Consider the following 15874-nt stretch of genomic DNA (forward strand, 5'->3'; position numbering starts at 1 on the left):
GGGTCGGCAGCGACGCGGGTCCAAGGAATCCGGCGCGAGAAGCATGCAGCAATACCCCCATTATCAGGATCTGGTCCTTGTCGGCGGCGGACACGCCCACGCCATCGTTCTGCAGATGTGGGCCATGCGCCCACTGCACGGCGTGCGGCTGACGCTGGTGTCGCCGCAATCCCAGACCGCTTACTCCGGCATGCTGCCGGGCATGGTGGCCGGCCATTATGATCACGACGACGCCCATATCGATCTGGCGCGCCTGTGCCGCGCCGCCGGCGCCCGCTTTATTCGCGCCCGGGTGGAGGCCATCGACCCGGAGCTGCGCACCATCACCATGCCCGGGCGTCCCGACCTGGAATTCGACCTGCTCTCCATCGATGTGGGCTCTGCACCCGCGCAGAAGATACCCGGGGCGGACAAGGCCACCCCCATCAAGCCGGTGGACGCTTTCTGGGGACAGTGGCAGCAATTGCAAAAAGAGATCGGCACGTCGAAAAAAACACTGGCAATTGGCGTGGTGGGCGGCGGCGCCGGCGGCTGCGAGCTATCCATGGCAGTGGCGCATGCGCTGCGTGAACCCATTGGCGACGGCAGGGTTTCGGTGCACCTGGTCACCCGCGGCGAGCAGGTGCCCGAACAGTTTCCGCCCATGGCACAGGCCCTGGTGGCAAAGGAGATGCAGCGGCTGCAGATCCAGGTGCACGAAAACTGGAGTGTGGCTGCCATCGAAACCGATGGCGTTCGCGCCAGCGATGACCGCTTCCTGCCACTGGACAGCGTGATGCTGTGCACCGGTACCGGCGCCCCCGGCTGGCTTGCCGACAGCGGCCTCGAGAGGGACCAGGCCGGCTTCCTGCGGGTAGACAATACACTGCGCGCCCCTGGCCACGGGCACATCTTCGCCGCCGGCGATGTGGCCAGCTTTGCCGACCGGCCCTTGCCGAAAGCCGGCGTCTACGCAGTGCGGCAGGGGCCGATCCTGTTTCACAACCTGCGCGCCACGCTGACCGGAAAACCCCTGCGCCCGTTCCGGCCGCAGCGGGACTTCCTGCGCCTGCTGTCCTGCGGCAGCCGCCGCGCCGTGGCAGTGCGCAACGGCCTGGCCCTGGCCGGCGGTGCCCTGTGGCAGTGGAAAGACCACATCGATCGCAAATTCATGGACCGATTCAGCGAGCTGCCACTGGAAATGGAGAGCAGCCGATCAGGTTCCGACGAAGTCATCAGCGAGCGGGACGGCCAACACCTGGCGCCCATGCGGTGCAACGGCTGCGGGGCCAAGGTCGGCGCCGACGCCCTCTCCCGCGCGCTGGCATCCCTGCCACCGCAGCAGTCGCCCCTGCTCCACCGCGGTATCGGCGACGACGCGGCAGTGATGCAAGTACCAGCGGGCGAGCTGCTGGTGCAGAGTACGGACCAGTTGCGCGCACCGGTGGACGACCCCTGGTTGTTCGGCCGCCTGGCGACTCTGCACGCCCTGTCGGACCTGTTCGCCATGCACGCCCGGCCGGCGACGGCGCAGACGCTGGTGACCCTGCCGCTGGCCGCGGAGGCACTGACCCGCCGCGACCTGCACCAGCTGCTGGCCGGCGCAGTGCTCGAACTCAACCGCCACGGCTGTGTGCTCGGTGGCGGACACACTTCCGAGGGCACAGAGTTTCAGCTGGGGCTGTCCGTCAATGGCTTCGCCCCCGAAGAGCAGCTGCTGGAGAAAACCGGCGCGCAACCCGGTGACTGCCTGATTCTGTGCAAGCCTCTCGGTATCGGCGCCATCCTTGCTGCCGAGGGCCAGGGTAAGGCGCACCCGAACTGGGTCGAGGCCGTGCACGCAACCATGCTGCAGAGCAATGCGAGCGCCGCCGAAATCCTGGCCCGGCACAGTGCCCGTACGCTGACGGATATCACCGGCTTTGGGCTGCTCGGGCACCTGCTGGAAACCCTCGGTGGAGAAACCCCACTGGGCTGCACCCTTTATGTGGATGCCCTGCCGCTGCTGCCGGGCGCGCAAACCTGTGCCCGCGAGGGCTGGCTGTCCAGCCTGCAGCCGCAAAACGCCCGCGCCCTCGCCCAGGTGGCCAACCCCGCCCCGTGGCAAGAGGGCCCCCGCTGGCCACTGCTGGTGGATCCGCAGACCTGCGGCGGCCTGCTGGGCTCGGTGCCCGTGGAGCGGGCCAGGGCGTGCGTTCAGGCATTGCACGAAGCCGGTTACTCTCAGGCCGCGGTGATCGGGGAAGTGGCGTCAGTGACACGGGAAGAGCGCGGCACACCAGTGCATCTCGCCGCCACAAATCCGCAGAAAAACTGCGGGTAAATTGCCATCGGGTGTCACAACGGGGATACTGTGGCGCGAAACGCCCGTATAAAAACCGTTACCAAGCGGTAGCGGCGTTATCCTTAAGGGCACCTCTGTTAATTCCGAGCTAGCTCTGGATTAACAGAGGTGCCCTATTGGTCTTCACAGAGTGGGGAGTCGAGTTTTCAGAAACCGACAGGAAGACCTCCTATGAAACATATCGTGATTGTTGGCGGTGGCGCCGGTGGCCTGCAGCTGGCCACGCGGCTCGGCCATTACTTCAGCTACACGCCCGTCGTGCATCGTCAGCGCAAGGCACCCGAGGTGCAGGTCACGCTCGTCGACCGCAACCGCACCCATATCTGGAAGCCGCTCCTGCATCAGGTGGCCACCGGCTCGCTGGATTCCGGACTCGATGCCCTCAACTATCAGGTGCACGCGCGCAAGAACGGTTTCCGCTTCGAGCTGGGCAGCCTGCAGAAGCTGGATCGCAAGCGACAGGTGATCGAACTCGCGCCGGTCGAAGACGCTGACGGTCGCCAACTGGTACCTGCCCGCGAACTACCCTACGACTACCTGGTGATCTCGCTGGGCAGCCAGAGCAACGACTTCAACACCCCCGGGGTGCGCGAACACTGCGTTTTTCTGGACAGCACGCTACAGGCGCAACGCTTTCATCAGCAGCTGCTGGACCGCTTCCTGCAACTGGAGACCCACACCGCCACGACCATCGAGATTGCGATTGTCGGCGGTGGCGCTACCGGCGTGGAACTGGCGGCGGAACTGGTGGAGGCCACCCAACAGATGGGACGCTACGGCCATATCCCCAAAAAGGCACTCAAGGTCACCATTATCGAAGCTGGCGCCCATTTGCTGCCGGCACTGCCGCCGCGGCTGGGCAACAATGCGCAGCGGGAACTGACCCGCATGGGCGTGCGCGTTCTGACCGGCTGTGCCGTCGCCGAGGCCAATGAGGATGGCTTTATCACCGCCGGCGGCGAAAAAATTCCCGCCGCTATCCGGCTCTGGGCAGCGGGGGTCAAAGCACCGGACTTCCTCACCCAGCTGGACGGCCTGGCCACCAACCGCATCAACCAGATCGAAGTCACCCCCGAACTGCAGACGGTGAGCGACAAGAAAATTTTTGCTCTCGGCGATTGCGCCGGCTGTGTCGATATCGCCGAACAGCGGGTGCCACCGCGGGCCCAGGCTGCACAGCAGATGGCGGGCGTGGCCGAGCGCAACCTGATCGCGCAAATCGAAGGGCGCCCAATGAAGCCATTCCGCTACCGTGACCGCGGCTCGCTGGTGTCCCTGAGCAAGCACACCGCCGTTGGCAACCTGATGGGCGCACTGGTCAAGGGCAGCCTGACGGTAGAGGGCCGCCTCGCCGGCGTTGCCTATCGCTCTCTGTACCGGATGCATCTGGCGGCGGTGCATGGCTGGTCCAAGGCGATGCTTATTTACATGGTGGGCCAGGCCAACCGCTTCGTGAAACCGCGGATGAAACTGCACTGATCGACTCTGCAGTGATTGGAGAGGGAGGAGCGTGACGGGCATGAACTACCAGCAAATCGTCGTCCTTACCGGCGCGGGCATTTCCGCCGAGTCAGGCATCCGCACCTTTCGCGGTGCCGACGGCCTGTGGGAAAACCACCGGCTGGAGGACGTTGCCACACCGGAAGCCTTCGAGCGGGACCCGGAACTGGTACAGCGCTTTTACAATGCCCGTCGCCGCCAGCTGCTCTCCGGCGCGGTGATGCCCAATGCCGCGCACCAGGCACTGGCAGAGCTGGAGGCACAATTCCCCGGTGAATTTCTGCTGGTGACACAGAATATCGACGACCTGCATGAGCGCGCCGGCAGTCAGAACCTGATCCATATGCACGGCGAATTACTGAAAGCCCGCTGTCGCATTACCGGTGACCTGTTCCCGGTCACAGACGACCTGACCACGGAAATGCCGTGCCCCTGCTGCAATGCGCCCGGCAACCTGCGCCCGCACGTGGTCTGGTTCGGGGAAATGCCGCTGCAGATGGAGCGCATTTACGACGCGCTGAGCGCCTGCGACCTGTTTATTAGCATCGGCACCTCCGGCAATGTCTATCCGGCAGCCGGTTTCGTCGAGTGCGCCAACCTGGCTGGCGCCCATACGGTGGAGCTGAATCTGGAACGCAGCAGTGTGGGGGATGCCTTTGCCGAGCACTGGCAGGGCAACGCATCGGAAATCGTGACGGACTATGTGCGCAAACTGATCTCATGATCGCCGCGCACATAGACACCGTTTAGCAACGCGAACAGCCCCCGTAGCGTTGCAATAAGGTGGTTACCTGCCGGGCGTCGATCACCAGCAAATACAGGCGGTCGTATTCATCCGCCTCCCGGATTTCTTCCCCCGCCTCACCACCGAGCGAAGCGACCAGCTCCGGCGTGGTGTTGCTGTGGCCGACCACCAGTATCCTGCTCGGCCCGCGCCGCAGCTCCGACGAGAAGGCATCGAGATCCCGGGGATCGTAAAGCTCCACCGGCAACCCCAGTCGCTCTGCCAGCGGCGCGGCTGTTTCACGGGTGCGTCGGTAATCCGTGCTGTAGATCTGTTCGATACCGACATCGCGCAATACCCGCGCCAGTTGCTGGGCGCGGGCCCTGCCAGCCTCTGTCAGCGCCGGGTCCCGTTCCGCCGGATCTGCGGTCTCTTTTTCCGCATGGCGAACCAGGTAGATGATCTGCGCCGCCTGGTCATGCCCGACCTGTTCGGCTGGGGTATAGGAGGCGGTGGCCGGATGGGCGATACCGAATAATATCGGCAATAGACAAGCAATTAGCCTGGAAAAAATCGTCATTATGATGCTGGTCCCGGTTTGCAGTGGTTGGACCAGAATATTGGAAACTGTCGTCTGTCACCAGATAAGTCAGTTACCGAAACAGCAAATACCAGGGGACGGTAGAGCAGGCAGGGAAAAGGCAAAAGCAAAGAAAATGGCGGTGCGCTTGACCCGCATGCCGCCATTTACTCAGATTAAATACTGCGAAATCAGATCTTCCAGGTTTTCACGGTTTCCAGACCGTGCTCTTCAATCCACTGATTCAGCTGCTTGGGGTTGCGCTTTTTCTTCTCGATGGTCGCGCCGGTATAGGGGTTGCGGTAATGGCCGGTCTCCAGCTTCGGCTCGCTACCTTTGGCCACAGCTCGGCGGCCACGGCGCGGGGTATCACCGCCTTTTTTCAGCGAGCGGGCAACGCGGGCCTTGAGAGTCTTGATGTAGTCCGGCGCATCCTCATCATTCAGCTGGCTTACCAGCCATTCAACGATTTGCTCGCCGCGGGCGACGTAGAGCTCTTCCTCTTCCATCTGGTGCTCGGCGGCGATATTTACCAGCGCCTTGTCGAATGCAATCACGCCGTCTTTTTTGCGCTCTGCACGGGCCTTCTGCTCCTGCAGCTCTTCGATTTTTGCCTGGTGCTCGGCAATTTGTTGTTCAATCTTTTCGTAATCCTGAAACATCTGTTTAACAGACCTCTATCAGTGTTGCTGTAATAAAATAATATTGGCGTTGACCAGATCTAATTGGCAACTGCGAGCGCTTCTTAATCGCCCTTCGATATTCTTTTTTCGAGGATACTGAATAGCGGCAGCGGGATATCCGCCTTATCAATATCTCACTGCCGGAAACGGCAATATCCAAACTACGCAATAACCAGACCGGCACGAAATACAGCATTTACGCAAGCCAGGCCAACAAACCCCGCATACTGGGTGCGGAAACGCTCTCGACGCACGGGCGCCGGCGGGTGGGGCGGCAAATGATAAGTGTTCGGCGCCAAATATCAACCTTGCCGCCAACTCCAGCAACATTTATATCGGTAAGTTACGGCACAGGGCTGATAAACAGCATATAAGCGCCAGCCGCAGCGTGCCCGGTTGGAGTCTTTGCGGGGCTGACCTAAGCTATACGGGCCGCGCTAACCCATAAATGGCCTGCACAAAGGTTATGAGCAAGATACACGATATCCACCATATGCCGACCCTGGCGACGCTGATGACCCCGTTTCCGTACCACGTTGATATCAACGCTACCGTTGAAGAAGCGCTGGAACTGATGGAGGAACACGAGGTTCATCACCTGCCCGTCACCCGCGACGGGGACCTGGAGACCGTGATTTCCCGCGGCGATATCGAGCGCGCCAATGCCCCCGGCCACCGGCTCGAAGAACAGCAGCTCTATGTGCACGACCTCTGCGCACGCCGGCCCTATATTGCCGATATCCACGATCCGCTGGACAAGATCCTGCTGGCCATGGCCGATACCGGCATCGGATCGGTGCTGGTCATGCGGGAGGGGGAGCTGGCCGGGATCGTGACCATTACCGATGTCCTGCGCTTCTGCGGGCGCTTTCTCGCCGAAGTAGCGCAGCCGGTGGACGATTCCATCGCCTGATACCGGCCACCACACCTCTCGTAACCCGCCGGGCGGCAATGCCCGAATTCCACAGCCGTGCAACAGGGCCGCTCCAGCCGCTCAGAGCGGCCACACCCATAACAGCATCGGCACACTGACGAGCACCACCATGATCTCCAGTGGCAGGCCCATGCGCCAGTAGTCACCAAAGTGAAAACCGCCGGGCCCCAGAATCAGGGTGTTGTTTTGATGGCCCACCGGAGTCAGGAAAGCACAGGACGCACCAATGGCTACCGCCATCAGGAAACTGTCAGGGTTCACCCCCAGCTGGCTCGCCGCACTGAGGGCGATGGAACACATGACCGCGGCAGTGGCGGCGTTGTTCATGAAATCCGACAGGGTCATGGTAACCACCAGCAGGATCACCAGCGTAATCACCGGGTCCCCCTGGGCGATGTTGTTAAGCATCCAGCGGGAGATCAGATCCGCCGCGCCGGTGCTTTCCATCACCTGAGCGACCGCAATCAGGGCACCCAGCAAGACGATCACCGAGCCATCGATGGATTCGTAGACATTGCGCAGTGAGACCACTTTCAAGGCCATATAGGCCAGCACACAGGTGGCAAAGGAGATGGCGGCGGGCAGGAGACCGAAAGCGGCACCGGCCACCGCCAGCGCCATGGCCACCAGGGCGACGGCCGCCTTCTCCTTGTTGGGAATGGCGATATCCCGCTGGGCCAGGGGCACACAGCCCTTCTCGTAGGCAAAGGTATTGAGGTTGTCGTCGGTGCCCATCATCAGCAGCGCATCGCCGGCCATCAGCGGTGTCGAGCGCAACCGCCGCACCGAGCGCCGGCCCTGCCGGGAGAGTGCCAACAGGTTGATCTCGTAATGCGCCGGCAGGCGCAGAAACTGGATAGTGCGGCCCACCAGGCTCGAGTCGGGCATGACAACCAGCTCCCGCAGCTGCAGGTCCTCGCCGCGCTCCTTTTCTTTGTCTTTCTCCTTGTCTTTGCCCTTTTCCCGCTCCTTGTCTCCCTCACCACTACCATGCTCTTCCTTGCCGCTCCCGACCTCGCTTTTATCGTTCCGCTGCTCCCGCCTGCGGGCTTCGGCCGCCTGTTGCTCCGCGCGCTTTTCCCTCAGCCCTGCCTGGCGCTCGGCGACGGGGCTGCCGTGTTCCTCTTCGTCTTCACTGGACTCCCCCTCGAGCTTTAGCCCCAGCTGGCTGATGGCTGCCGCCAGGGATTCGGGTTCCGCCTCGATCACCAGTATGTCACCGGTTCGCACCCGGTGGCGGGGCCTGGCGGGGGAGACACGGCCATCGTCGCGCACCACCCCAACCACCTGGGCGTCCTCGTCCTCCAGCATGCGCGCGATTTCCCAGATGGTCTTACCCGCCACCGGGCTCTTTTCCGGTACCTGTGCCTCGGTCAGGTAGGTGCCCGTATCGAAGGTGGCGGCACCCGCCTGGGTCCGCTCCGGCACCAGCCTCCAGCCGATCAGGCACACAAACAGGATCCCCACCACCGCCACCCCGAGCCCCACCGGGGTGAAATCGAACATGCCGTAACTGCCCGCACCGGCGCTGGCGCGGAAGCCGGACACGATCAGGTTGGGAGGCGTGCCGATCAACGTCGTCATGCCGCCGAGAATGGTGCCGAAGGACAGCGGCATCAGTACCTTGCCCGGTGGCAGGTGGTGTTTTTCCGCCACCCCCGATGCCACCGGCAGCAGCAAAGCCATGGCCCCCACATTGTTCATGAACCCGGACATCAGGGCGCCGACACCGGTGAGGGCGCCGATGGCCAGGGTGGCACTGCCGGTCTTGGGAATCATGCGCTGGGCGAAGGCGTCCATGGCCCCGGTGCTCTGCAGACCGCGACTCAGGATCAATACGCAGGCGACAGTGACCACTGCCGGGTGGCCAAAACCATCGAAAGCGTGTTCGGGGGGAATCAGGCCGACGAGGACACAGGCGAGCAGGGAGGCGAGCGCCACCATATCGTGTCGCCAGGATCCCCAGATAAACAGGACAATGGTGACAGCGAGGATGGAAAGGATTGTGATCTGGTCCAGCGTCATGCGGAGCACTATCCCGGCGGCAGCAAACGGTCGGAGGGATCCATCTATTCAGGTTACACTGCGCCCCGGAATTACGGAGACATGATTTGCGCCAGAACATTTCCCCCGATCAATACCGACAGCTGTTTCTCGACGATACGCCGCTGATGGATGTGCGCGCACCCGTCGAGTTCAGCAAGGGTGCCTTTCCGGCGGCCACCAACCTGCCGCTGCTGGACGACCGCCAGCGGGAGCTGGTGGGTACTGAATACAAGCGCGCGGGCCAGCAGGCGGCCATCGAGCTGGGCTGGCGCCTTGCCACCGACGAGGTGCGCAGCCAGCGAATCGCCGCGTGGCGAGAATTTGTCGAGCAGAACCCGCAGGGCTGCCTGTACTGCTTCCGCGGCGGACTCCGCTCGCAAACGACCCGGCAACTGCTGCGGGAGGCCGGGGTCGACTACCCGCTGGTGGAGGGCGGCTACAAGGGATTGCGCAACTACCTGCTGCAAGCCCTGGACGAGGGAGCCGGGCAACTGCCTCTGGTGGTGATTAGCGGACACACCGGCAGCGGCAAGACCGAGCTGATCCAGAGCGCGCCCAGGGCCATCGACCTGGAGGGTATCGCCCACCACCGGGGCTCCAGCTTTGGCGGCACCGGTCGCCCGCAGCCGGCGCAGATCGACTTCGAGAATCGCATCGCGGTGGACATGATCAAACTGTCAGAGGCCCCGGGGCGGGTCTTTGTGGAGGACGAGAGTCGCCTGGTGGGCCGCTGCGCGCTGCCGCCGGTGCTGCAGGAGGCCATGCAGGCCGCGCCGCGGGTGCTGGTGGAGGAGCCGGTGGAAGCCCGCGCCCGGCGGATCGTGCGCGACTATGTCAACGAGGCCCTGCCGCGCTTCGAGGGCGGCGAACAGCACCCTGCCGAGGCGCTGGGGAAATCCCTGCGCGAGAGCCTCTCCCGCCTGCAGAAGCGGCTCGGTGGGCTTCGCTACCAGCAGCTGGACGAGCAGCTGCAGGCTGCCAACCGGGCGCTTGCCGATAGCGGCAGCGCCGAGGCGTATATTCCGGTAGTGATGACATTGCTGACGGACTACTACGACGGCATGTACGACCACCTGATGTCCAAACGACAGACCGAGGTTTTATTCCGCGGCTCTCTGCAAGACGTCGAGCAGTGGATTCAGCACAACACCCGGGGCTGACTATCCGTCACGCCAGGATCAGGACTTGAGGGCGAGGCGGCGCAGGCGGAAGCGCCGGGACAGGATCCAGTCCCGCAGGCGCCGCGGCAGCCAGCGGGACATCCACGGCAACAGGCGACTGCGGTTGCCCACACGCAATACCGCAGGCGGCCGCTTGCGCAGCAGCTCCTTTACCACCTTGCGCGCCAGGGTACTGGCCAGGGTGGCATTCTGCTGCGACTCCAGTGCCCGCGAGCGCACTGCCTCCTCCTGGCGCTTGTACCAGGAGTCCGGCGCCAGCAGCCCGCGCAGGGAAACCTGTGCGTGTCGGCCGAATTCCGAGGCAATGGCCCCCGGCTGTACCGTCATCACACGAATTCCAAAGGGTTTCAGCTCCAGCCGCAGAACGTCGGACAGCGCGTGTAACGCAGCCTTGGAGGCGCTGTAAGCCCCGGAAAACGGCGTCGGCATAACGCCGGAAACAGAGCCGATATTGCACACGACCCCTCGCTTGGCAGAACGCATCAGCGGTGCGCAGGCCCGGATCAGCGCCATGGGCGCGAACACATTGGTGCGGAACTGCTCCTCCAGCACCCGGGTATCCAGCTCCAGCAGCGGGCCCATCTGGCCGTAGCCGGCATTGTTAATCAGGATATCCAGGCGGCCGTAAGCGGCCTTGAGGGCGTGCACCACCCGGTTGATATCCGCCTGGGAATTCACGTCCAGGGCCTCGGTGGCAATCCCCAGGTCGGCCAGCTCCTGCAGGCTCTCGGGGCGCCGCGCGGTAGCAATCACGATGGTGCCGCGGCGATGCAGCGCCAGGGCCAGCTCGCGACCGATACCACTGGAGCAACCGGTGATCAGCGCCACCCGGTCCGGCACCACATAGCCACGACCGATCTGCGCCAGGCTCTCGGCAGCGAAGGTGTGGTCTGACGGGCGGAACCTGGAAGCAGGTGGCTTGCTCACGAACGACTCTCCTGGCGGCTACTCGATACGAAAGTGGGGGTTCTGGATCAGGCCAAAGATGTTGCCGTCGCGGTCCAGAAAAGAGCTCATCAGCACACCCCCGCCTACATCGGTGATTTCACTGTGCTGACGGGCACCGAGGGCATTGATCCGCTCCACCTGGGCGGCCATGTCATTGACCCCCCAGTAGGCGACGACACCATCGGCGCGGCTGGTCGCACTGCGGGCGTCAGGATTGAGGCCCAGCTCGAAACCACCCACGTTGAATCCCACGTAAGTCTCCGAATTAAAATAGGGTTCTGTCTCCAGCAGCTGCTGGTACCACTCCCGGGCCCTGGCCAGGTCGCTGACACCATAAATCACGCTGCGCAGTCCGAGAAACTGTCCCATCCCTAGGCTCCTTTTCTTATCGTTTCTTACACTTCTTTTTTTGATGTGCACCGCGCTGGATACACCGCTGACAACCTCGCCCGGGCTATTCCATCGCCCAGTACTTGCGCAGCGCTTGACCGGCTACCTCCCGACTGAATCCGCACCCCGGCCGTGCTTTTTCGCCCCTGACAAAAAAGCCTGGCGGGAACTCTGTACTGCCTTTAAGCGCCGGCCTGTCACGGCCGGACGCCAGAAGAATTACTGCAGCTCCTGCTCCAGTTGCTCGAGCAGGTCCAGGGGCTCCAGCTCGATACCCTCCAGTTCGGCATTCCAGTTGATCCCGACCAGGATCACATCGTCATGCATGCCGGTAAGCCAGTCGTCCATAAACTCTTCCAGGTCGACGGGCACTACCCGGTAGTCCTGCCATTCGCCATCGACCTGCTGCTCCGCGAATTCTCGCTGGGACCAGAACGGCATCACCTCCGTCTGCGGGTATTTCTCCGACTCACACAGGGCAAAACCCTCGTCCCCCTCCAGGGCCCAGACGCAGCCCTGGGCTGCACTCTCCGGCAGAAAGCGCGCGCAGTTTTCCTCGAAATCATCGCTCAGGGGTTCGACTTGCATGGTTCCAGGGCCTCAGGGGTTTCACGGGAGTTTACGCCAGTTTATCGGTGGCACCAAAAAACCCACGGCGAATCCCGCACCCGGCAACAGCCCCTTTCCCCAGCGCTTATAAGACGGGCTCAAACACGGCAATGGATTCAACGTGCGCCGTATGGGGGAACATATCCATCACTCCCGCCCGCTGCAGGTGATACCCCAACCGCGCCAGTTCACCGGCATCCCGCGCCAACGTGGAGGGATTACACGACACATAGACGATGCGCTGCGGCTGCAGGCGGGCCAGCTGGGGCAGTACCTCCACAGCCCCGGCACGGGGCGGATCCAGCAGCACCTTGTGAAATCCACCGCTCGCCCAACCGTGGCCGCGCATATCCGCGGTCAGGTCAGCGGTGACGAACTGCGCGTTGTCGATATCATTGGCGGCGGCATTTTCCTCTGCTCGCGCAGTGAGGGCTCCCTCCCCCTCCACGCCGATGACCTGCCCGGCGTGCCGGGCCAGGGGCAGGGTGAAATTGCCAAGCCCACAAAACAAGTCCAGCACTCTCTCCCCGGGCCGGGGATCCAGCAGCGCCACCGCACGCGCCACCATCTGCCGGTTGATTTCAAAATTGACCTGGACGAAGTCCAGCGGGTGGAAACCCAGCGTCAAATCGAACTCGGGCAGGCTGTAACTGAGTCGCTCGGCACCCCCCTCGGGCCAGACCCGGTGCGCACTGGCAGCCTCTCCGGGCTGCAGGTAGAGGTGCAATCCGCTATCGACGGCGAACTGACACCAGCGCCGGCGGTCGGCTTCCGATAGCGGCCGTGTATGGCGCAAAACCAGTGCTGCGGCATCCTCGCCCACCGCCACTTCCAGATGGGTAAAGTGCGCACGGCCCTCGCTGCCGGCAACCAGCTGGCGGAGTTCCGGTATGCGCTCAGCCACTGTCGGATGCAGCACATGGCACTCGCGAATATCCACCAGCTCGTTGGAGCGCTTGGCACGGAAACCAAAGACCGGACTCGACTTGCTCTCGCCGCGCCCTTTCGCTGGTCGCTGCACGCGAAGGCCGATTCGCGCCTTGCGGCGATAGCCAAAACTTGCCCCGGTCAGCGGCGGCAGCAACTCCGGTACCGCTACCTCGCCGATGCGGGACAACTGGTCGAGCAATATGCGCTCTTTCTCGGCAATCTGCGCCGCGGGCTGCAGGTGTTGCAGGGAGCAGCCGCCACAGGCGTCAATATGCGCGCAGCGCGGCGCACAGCGATTGTCGGCCGGCTCGAGCACCTCGAGCAGTTGACCCTCGTCGAAGCGTGCGCGGCGATCAGTGTAGCGAAAGCGCACCCGCTCACCGGGCAGTGCATTATCGATAAAGACGGGCTTGCCCTCGATCCGGGCGACACCGCGCAGGTCGTGGCTGAAGTTGAGGATTTCCGCCTCGACAGGCTTCGCCGGCAGCTGCCGTTTCGCCGTTTGCCGGGACGGTTTGAAGAATCTGGGTTTATTGGCCATCGATGTTTTCGATCATAGCGGGCCAGGGGTGGGCCCGGTTGTGGGAGAGAGCGGATTCACGGGAGGCGTCAGAGCACCAACTGGTGCCCGTTCTCCCGCAACCAGCGGCGCAGCGTTTTGTAGTCGGGGCAGAACTCCTCCACCAGCTGCCAGAAGGCGCGGCTGTGATTGTGATGGCGCATATGACAGACCTCGTGTGCCACCAGGTAATCCACCACCTGCTCCGGCGCCAGGCACACCAGCCAGTTGTACTGCAGCTCACCGCGCACAGTGCAGTGCCCCCACTTGCTGCGGGTGCGCCGTACCCGCACGGCCGCCGGCCGCAATCCGAGGTGGGCGGCCAGGTTCTCCGACTTCCGCGTCAACAGGGCCAGCGCCTCGCGCTGGTAGAGTCGCTGCACTGCCGCCTGCAGTCGCGCGGGCTCCGGTGCTTTTTCACGAGTGAAGACGCGGATACGATCCCCGTCGATCACAGCCTCAGCGGATCGCTCGGCCCGTCGCAGCGGCAGCTGCCGCCCCAGCCACGGAAATTCCTCCCCCCAACGATAGCTGTACTCCGGCACCTCGGCGGCCCGCTGTCGGGATCGCAACATCTGTGCCCGCACCCACTGCGCGTTCTCCTGCAGAAAACGGTGCCCGTATACCTCGGCGCAGCGCTGGGGAATGCGCACCTCGACACCATTGCGCGCCATGACCAGCCCCACACGTTTGCGCCGGGGCGAGCGTACCAGGGTGTAGGGAATATCCTCGTAGACGAAATCGGTCGCGCTCCCCATCAGCCGTGAGCAACCACCGCCATGGTGAGCCGGGAGATGCAGCTGAGCTTGCCGTTCGGTGCAGTGATGCGAATCTCCCACACCTGGCTGGTGCGGCCCAGGTGCACCGCGCGCGCAACGCCGGTCACCTCCCCGTCCGCCACCGGGCGCAGGTGGTTGGCGTTGATCTCCTGGCCAACGCAGTAATATCTGGAACCATCGACCACCAGGTTGGCGGCAATGGAACCCAGAGTCTCCGCCAGCACGACGCTGGCACCGCCGTGGAGGATACCGAATGGCTGACGGGTGCGGGCGTCCACCGGCAGGGTACCCGCCAGGTAGTCGTCCCCCACGTCGGTGAGTCGCATATCCAGATGACCGGGCATACAGCCGGTAATACTTTCATTCAGCTGTTCCAGCGTGGGCTGGACGTGCCAGATACTCATGGGATGCTCCCCTCAATATGTGTGCGGCAGAGCCGCACTCAGAAAAACAGACCGAAGCCGGTGCCGCCGAAGCGGAGCAGTTCCAGGTCGAGCAAGCGCAGCTCACGGGCGACGGCGCGTCGCTGCAGGCGTAGCTCCTGCAGGCGGGACTCGTTTTCTTCTGCGCGAATTGCCGCCTGCAAAGCCCCCAGCTCGTATTCCAGGTAATCCTGGCGTTCCTGCAGTTGCCGGTATCGTTCTTCGACCTGGAAATGGGCGAGCCCTCGCTGGTACTCGCCCATAAACAGGTCGGCGGTCGGACCGGTGCAGACGCCCTCGTAGTTGTGGCCGCGACGACCGAGGTAGTAGCCATTTTCCGGCGTACAGAACTGCTCGACCCCTATTTCGTGTCCGCGCAGCCAGGCCTCGCTGTCTGCGCGCACGCCATGCTGCTGGCATTCCTGGGCGATTTCGTAGATGAGCGCCTGGCTGCGACCACGGGCGCCGTCCTGCAGTCCCCGCTCGTACCAGAGACCCGCATGGCACTGGTCCTCGGAAATTACCGCGCAGCCGCCGTTGAACAGCAGCGCCATCGCCGCCAGGAGCCACGGCAGCCTGCGTTCGAGCGACTTCAGCGCGGCGCTCACGGCTTCACCCGAAGCGCTTGTCGGCCACAAACGGATTGGTCTGCCGCTCCTGTCCGAAAGTGGACATGGGGCCGTGGCCGGGAATGAAACGCACTTCATCCCCCAGCGGCCAGAGCCTTTCAGTAATGGAACGGATCAGGGTGTCGTGATCGCCCCTGGGGAAATCGGTGCGACCAATGGAGCCGGCAAACAGCACATCCCCTACCAGGGCCAGATTGCTCGGGCGGTGGAAAAAGATTACGTGACCGGGCGTGTGGCCGGGGCAGTGATGGACCTCCAGGGTCTCATCGCCCACGGTGACGGAATCGCCCTGCTCCAGCCAGCGATCCGGGGTGAAGGTTTCGACCGCCGGGAAACCGAACATCTGCGCCTGCATGGGCAGCTGCTCGATCCAGAAGGCGTCTTCCCGGTGCGGCCCCTCCACCGGCAACTGCTGCCGGGCTACCAGTGCCGCGGTGCCGCCGACGTGATCCAGGTGGCCGTGGGTCAGCAGGATTTTCTCCAGCTTCAGGCCCCGCTCTTCCACCGCGGCCAGGATGCGCTCCAGGTCACCGCCGGGATCCACCACCGCCGCCCGCTTGCTCTGGTCGCACCACAGGAGCGTGCAGTTCTGCTGAAAGGGAGTGACCGGTACGGTGTGAAATTGCAGTGCCATGAA

16 protein-coding genes are annotated in these 15874 nt (G+C 63.5%); 5 read left to right on the plus strand and 11 right to left on the minus strand.

The annotated features are described in order from the left end of the window. The first annotated feature begins 43 nt into the window (after nucleotides 1–43). The 3 genes from selD to cobB all read left to right on the plus strand — a co-directional run bounded on the left by selD (nucleotide 44) and on the right by cobB (nucleotide 4547). Nucleotides 44–2302: a selenide, water dikinase SelD gene (selD, locus tag AWR36_RS06990; RefSeq protein ID WP_067083085.1), complete on the plus strand. Its 2259-nt coding sequence runs from the start codon at nucleotides 44–46 to the stop codon at nucleotides 2300–2302. A gap of 192 nt (nucleotides 2303–2494) precedes the next feature. Continuing rightward, nucleotides 2495–3802, plus strand: a complete 1308-nt coding sequence (locus AWR36_RS06995; RefSeq protein WP_067083088.1) for an NAD(P)/FAD-dependent oxidoreductase — start codon at nucleotides 2495–2497, stop codon at nucleotides 3800–3802. A gap of 40 nt (nucleotides 3803–3842) precedes the next feature. Then, nucleotides 3843–4547, plus strand: coding sequence for a Sir2 family NAD+-dependent deacetylase (gene cobB, locus AWR36_RS07000; protein ID WP_067083090.1), 705 nt, complete (start codon nucleotides 3843–3845; stop codon nucleotides 4545–4547). A 22-nt stretch (nucleotides 4548–4569) separates the two neighbouring features. Here the strand turns inward: cobB and AWR36_RS07005 are convergent, their stop codons facing one another. Further along, the gene (locus AWR36_RS07005) at nucleotides 4570–5094 is read right to left on the minus strand and encodes a SixA phosphatase family protein (protein ID WP_231745272.1); all 525 of its coding nucleotides are present in this window, start codon (nucleotides 5092–5094) and stop codon (nucleotides 4570–4572) included. Nucleotides 5095–5318: 224 nt separating this feature from the next. Then, complete coding sequence (locus tag AWR36_RS07010; protein WP_067083095.1) at nucleotides 5319–5789, minus strand: hypothetical protein; 471 nt, start codon at nucleotides 5787–5789, stop codon at nucleotides 5319–5321. Nucleotides 5790–6276: 487 nt separating this feature from the next. Between AWR36_RS07010 and AWR36_RS07015 the strand changes: the two genes are divergently transcribed. Beyond that, the gene (locus tag AWR36_RS07015) at nucleotides 6277–6723 is read left to right on the plus strand and encodes a CBS domain-containing protein (protein ID WP_231745273.1); all 447 of its coding nucleotides are present in this window, start codon (nucleotides 6277–6279) and stop codon (nucleotides 6721–6723) included. 81 nt (nucleotides 6724–6804) lie between these two features. Here AWR36_RS07015 and AWR36_RS07020 read toward each other — a convergent pair whose 3' ends face one another. Next, complete coding sequence (locus AWR36_RS07020) at nucleotides 6805–8769, minus strand: SLC13 family permease (protein WP_067083098.1); 1965 nt, start codon at nucleotides 8767–8769, stop codon at nucleotides 6805–6807. 86 nt (nucleotides 8770–8855) lie between these two features. Here AWR36_RS07020 and mnmH point away from each other — a divergent pair, with 86 nt between their 5' ends. Then, complete coding sequence (mnmH, locus tag AWR36_RS07025) at nucleotides 8856–9950, plus strand: tRNA 2-selenouridine(34) synthase MnmH (RefSeq protein WP_197409244.1); 1095 nt, start codon at nucleotides 8856–8858, stop codon at nucleotides 9948–9950. An 18-nt stretch (nucleotides 9951–9968) separates the two neighbouring features. Here the strand turns inward: mnmH and AWR36_RS07030 are convergent, their stop codons facing one another. From AWR36_RS07030 to AWR36_RS07065, 8 genes are all read right to left on the minus strand, one after another. After that, on the minus strand, nucleotides 9969–10898 hold the full coding sequence (locus tag AWR36_RS07030) for an SDR family oxidoreductase (protein ID WP_082679457.1): 930 nt from the start codon (nucleotides 10896–10898) through the stop codon (nucleotides 9969–9971). 18 nt (nucleotides 10899–10916) lie between these two features. After that, entirely contained in the window at nucleotides 10917–11288 is a 372-nt protein-coding gene (locus AWR36_RS07035; protein ID WP_067083100.1) for a VOC family protein, read from the minus strand. 240 nt (nucleotides 11289–11528) lie between these two features. Further along, a complete protein-coding gene (locus tag AWR36_RS07040) occupies nucleotides 11529–11897 on the minus strand; it encodes a DUF2750 domain-containing protein (protein WP_067083102.1) in 369 nt (122 codons plus the stop codon). Between the two features lie 106 nt (nucleotides 11898–12003). Further along, a complete protein-coding gene (gene rlmD, locus AWR36_RS07045) occupies nucleotides 12004–13389 on the minus strand; it encodes a 23S rRNA (uracil(1939)-C(5))-methyltransferase RlmD (RefSeq protein ID WP_067083105.1) in 1386 nt (461 codons plus the stop codon). 68 nt (nucleotides 13390–13457) lie between these two features. Next, a complete protein-coding gene (locus tag AWR36_RS07050) occupies nucleotides 13458–14165 on the minus strand; it encodes a M48 family metallopeptidase (RefSeq protein WP_067083107.1) in 708 nt (235 codons plus the stop codon). Next, on the minus strand, nucleotides 14165–14590 hold the full coding sequence (locus AWR36_RS07055; RefSeq protein ID WP_067083110.1) for a hotdog fold thioesterase: 426 nt from the start codon (nucleotides 14588–14590) through the stop codon (nucleotides 14165–14167). The genes AWR36_RS07050 and AWR36_RS07055 overlap by 1 nt, the downstream gene beginning before the upstream one ends. A gap of 38 nt (nucleotides 14591–14628) precedes the next feature. Further along, nucleotides 14629–15216: a DUF2799 domain-containing protein gene (locus AWR36_RS07060; RefSeq protein WP_067083112.1), complete on the minus strand. Its 588-nt coding sequence runs from the start codon at nucleotides 15214–15216 to the stop codon at nucleotides 14629–14631. 4 nt (nucleotides 15217–15220) lie between these two features. Next, nucleotides 15221–15871, minus strand: a complete 651-nt coding sequence (locus tag AWR36_RS07065; RefSeq protein ID WP_067083115.1) for an MBL fold metallo-hydrolase — start codon at nucleotides 15869–15871, stop codon at nucleotides 15221–15223. Nucleotides 15872–15874: the final 3 nt, after the last annotated feature.

The organism is Microbulbifer flavimaris, from assembly GCF_001641755.2.
GTDB classification, from domain to species: domain Bacteria; phylum Pseudomonadota; class Gammaproteobacteria; order Pseudomonadales; family Cellvibrionaceae; genus Microbulbifer; species Microbulbifer flavimaris.